The sequence below is a fragment of the Armatimonas sp. genome, from assembly GCF_043760365.1.
In the GTDB taxonomy this organism is placed as follows: domain Bacteria; phylum Armatimonadota; class Armatimonadia; order Armatimonadales; family Armatimonadaceae; genus Armatimonas.
The window spans coordinates 1-3655 of record NZ_JAYUPA010000722.1 but is presented as its reverse complement, the minus strand read 5'-3'; the positions used below and the strand labels follow the sequence as shown (position 1 = coordinate 3655).

Here is a 3655-nt window from a genome sequence, read left to right as displayed (position 1 = left end):
AAAGAGTCCTCGGGGCTGGTCTGTGGCCCAAAGTTCATCGTCCCCAGGCACAGGCGCGAGACGCGCAGCCCAGTTCGTCCCAGACGGGTGTATTGCATAGTGATTTCTTATCCTCCGGGCGAGAGTATACCCCGCAGCCGTTCGAGGCCATCCGTGTCTTGAATTGCTTCAAAGGCTGTGAGTGCTTCATGCCAGAGTGCAGCCCCCTCCTCGAACTTGCCCTGTTTATGCAAGAGCTTGCCCAGCACCAGAGCCACATTGCCCTGCTCCTGCATGTAGCCCAAGGAGCGATGGAGGGCTAGTGCTTCGCGCCAGAGGGCTTCTGCAACTTTCCAACACTGGGCATCGCGCTCGACATAGCCTAGCTTGCTTAACGCCACGGCGAGCCCGATTTCCTGCTTTGAGTGCCGGTTTACGCTGATGGCCTCAGTGAGGTAGCCGCGTGCCGCCGCGAGATTTCCCAGATCATGCTCCACGACGCCTAAGCGAATAAGGTTCGCCCCCATCGTCCCTGGGCCAAACTCCTTGGACAGAGCGAGAGCGCGCTGGAGAAGTTGCTGGGCATTCGCGAGGTCTGCCTGGTTTCGAGCATTTAAACCCAGATTTCCGAGGACACGGATCTGCAGGGCTCTGTCTTCCTGTGCCTCGCAGAGTGCCAGGCTCTCCTCAAGAAGCTCTCCCGCTTTCTGCGGATCGTTTCTGGCTTGCTCTAGCAGAGCCCAGAAGTACAGAATACCCGCCCGCTGTGGATGGTTCAAGGAGATCTGTGCGAGTAGTGAGGAGTAGAGGGCAATGCCTTCTGCGGTTCGTCCTCGCACCACGAAGTAGTCTCCTAGCTCCACCGCGAGCTCCGCTGCGAGAATTAGGGGGGCGTGCGTAAGAGCGGCGCGCAGGTTATCTTTGTGTCGCTCAAGACGCGCGAGCCACTGTGCCTCACTCTCTGTGTCACGATGCCAGGGGATATTTGCTAGGGCAAACGCAACAAGGCGTGCCTGGTCCTCGGGGAGCTGGTGGGGCATCAAGTACTCGCGGATGGTTTCTAAAAGGCTGTAGTGGCCCGCCACAACTTGGAGCCATGATTTATCTGCCAGAGTTGTTAGTACCTCTAATACGTCGAGGGCATCGGTATCGGGGGAGAAGGCAACCGCCTGTGCGAGTGCCCGGGGCCAGGTTCCCACGAGAGTGCTGAGCGCGGCAAGGGTACGTCTTTCGGCAGCACTGAGCTGCTCCCATGAGCCGTCGAGGGTGGCTTGCAGTGTCTGGTGTCGGTCCACGCGGCGCTGGTCAGAGCGCAGTAGCCGAAAGCGATCCGTCAAGCGCACTTCAAGCTCCTCGATCTGCATCACGCGAAGCCGCGCCGCCGCCAGCTCTAGCGCGAGAGGAAGTCCTTCGAGCTTTTGGCAGAGGCTCCGCAGCGCGTCCCCCGGCAGCTCAACACCGGGCTGCACGAGCCCTGCACGCTGAACAAAAAGTGCCACGGCCTCTTCGTCTCCGAGTGGTTGTAGTCGGAAAAGCACCTCGCCGGGAAGCTGTAGCGGCTCGCGGCTTGTGACCAGAACCTTAGTATTGGGGCAGCGGCTGAGGAGTCCCTGAACAACCCGCGCGGCTGTCTCAATAACTTGCTCGGCGTTGTCGAGCAACAAAAGCGCAGGGGCTGTCTGGAGTGCCCCACAGACAGCGGCTTCGGTCAGTGAGGATAGCTCCAGTGCCTCCGCGATGGCTTGCCAGAGTAAGGGCGGTTTGGTGGTGGTTGGGAGAAGAGACAGGTCCACAAAAGTTGCCTCGGGGCTGTCTGCCGCCACGCTCAGTGCAAGGCGCGTTTTTCCCAGCCCCCCCATACCTAGAACGCTCACCAGACGGACGCCCTTGCGCTGGAGTAGCTCCCGTAGCTTAGTTTTCTCTACCGTACGGCCCAGAAACGGCGTCAGAAACGCCGGGAGTTTTGTCACATGGGGCGGCGCAAGCAACATCGCGACGGCAGTTGCGCGCTTTTCACGTTCCGTCAATATCCAATCGTCGGTGAATCCTTCCAAAAACGGACCCGTATAAAGTGCTTTTGTCCTCTCGGAATCGCCGCTCTGGAGCGCCGTATCGAGCGCTAAAACATCGCAAAATCCGTTTGATGCCGTGAGTTCTAGCCGCAGTGCCTGGTATCCCTCAGCGATCAAAAAATCTGCATCGGGGCCAAGCGAACGCCGCAGAATCGCGAGTGCCTGCCGCAAGTTTGTCGCCCCAACACTACTCTCCGCTTCAGGCCAGAGCATATCAGCCAGGAACTTTCTGCCCACGCTGCGCCCCGCATGGAGAGCGAGTAAAGCCAGCAAGCAAACGGCTTTGCGCGTTCGAGGAAGCTGCACGGTGACACCCGCGCGCTGAATTTGTGGGGAGCCAAGAAAGCGAAGCGTGAGAGACACGGGCTAACATTCGCCAAATTCACAGAAAAACCTGCCCCGTTCACACTTCGTTCACAGACGTTGCGAGAGAATAGGACACTTGGAAAGTAGGACGCTTGGAAAGAAAGATAAAGGAAAAAAATGAAACGACTCTTTTTAGGAAGCTGTTTGATGCTTGTTGTTACCGCGCCTGCCTGCGCCCAGCTCAAGGCGAGCAATGAGCGGACACTGACGATAAACGAGATACTTGCCTCGGACAAGCTCCAGCGGGTTGGTAACTCGGTAATGGTGCCTATCGCTGATATCGCAAAGGCGCTGGGGCTGAGCGTGGTGAAGACTAAAACCGGCTACGCACTGCTCAAAGAAGGGGGAGCCAATCAAGTGGAGGGGCTGCGCGGAAAGCTCGGAGATACCCTCTTTGATGGCAAGTGGCGCTTCACGGTTCAGAGCGTTCGAAATGAGACGAGCTACTCTGTTGAGACGAAGACCACCACGGACTATGCAGTCACTAGCCCGGTTGCTGAGCAAGACGGCTCGAAATTTACGCCTAAATCGGGGCATTTTCTAGTCGTGTTTCGCTGTGAAGCGAAGAATGGTCAGACCAGTCCGCAGCAGCTTTGGTGGAGTCAGCCCGATGTTCGTACGGCTCTGACGGATGACCGAGGCCAATCGTACCCGCCTCTCATTACAGATATCGCCTCGCCGTCGTTTCAGAGCAAGCCCATCTTGCCCGGAGCACGCCTGGAGTTCAACTTGGTCTTTTGTGTGCCTCAGGGAACGCAGGTTCAGGACCTGGTCTTCACTCTGCGCACAATCCTAGATAAAGGCAGCGATGTACGGATCGCACTGAGCAATCCCCGTGGGGAGCTCATCAAGCGCCCCGAGGGGAAAGGATTAAAACAATGAAACGACGTGATTTTTTGTATCTAGGAGGTGCAAGCATACTGGCTGGCTGCGGGGGCGTCTCCCTGCTGGAGCCCGATCTCTCTGGCGGGAGCCTGCCACGCACCACACCGACGGGGAGCTTGCGGGATCAGATCCAGCAGTACTCTCTTGCTGTTGATCATCTCTCCACCGCCTTTGCCACACCCTCTTCTGACATTGCGGAACTGGTAAGCCAACAAGCGGGGCGCTCACGTGCGGTCGGCGATGAGGGAGCACTGCTTCGAGAGACATTCCTGACGCTGCGTGCTGGACAAGCGGCGCTGGATCGGACATTTACAGCACTGCTGCGTAGTGATGACCTCGCCCATCTGGGCGAC

General features: G+C 58.1%; 3 protein-coding genes. 2 read left to right on the top strand and 1 reads right to left on the bottom strand.

Going from position 1 to position 3655, the window contains the following annotated elements; genetic code table 11:
- Positions 1-107: 107 nt before the first annotated feature.
- Positions 108-2414, bottom strand: a complete 2307-nt coding sequence (locus tag ACH2EH_RS17040) for a tetratricopeptide repeat protein (protein WP_395143432.1) — start codon at positions 2412-2414, stop codon at positions 108-110.
- A gap of 120 nt (positions 2415-2534) precedes the next feature.
- Here ACH2EH_RS17040 and ACH2EH_RS17035 point away from each other — a divergent pair, with 120 nt between their 5' ends.
- Positions 2535-3299: a hypothetical protein gene (locus ACH2EH_RS17035; RefSeq protein ID WP_395143431.1), complete on the top strand. Its 765-nt coding sequence runs from the start codon at positions 2535-2537 to the stop codon at positions 3297-3299.
- The coding region (locus ACH2EH_RS17030; RefSeq protein WP_395143429.1) for a hypothetical protein at positions 3296-3655 on the top strand (360 nt) is incomplete at its 3' end. The genes ACH2EH_RS17035 and ACH2EH_RS17030, both read left to right, overlap by 4 nt.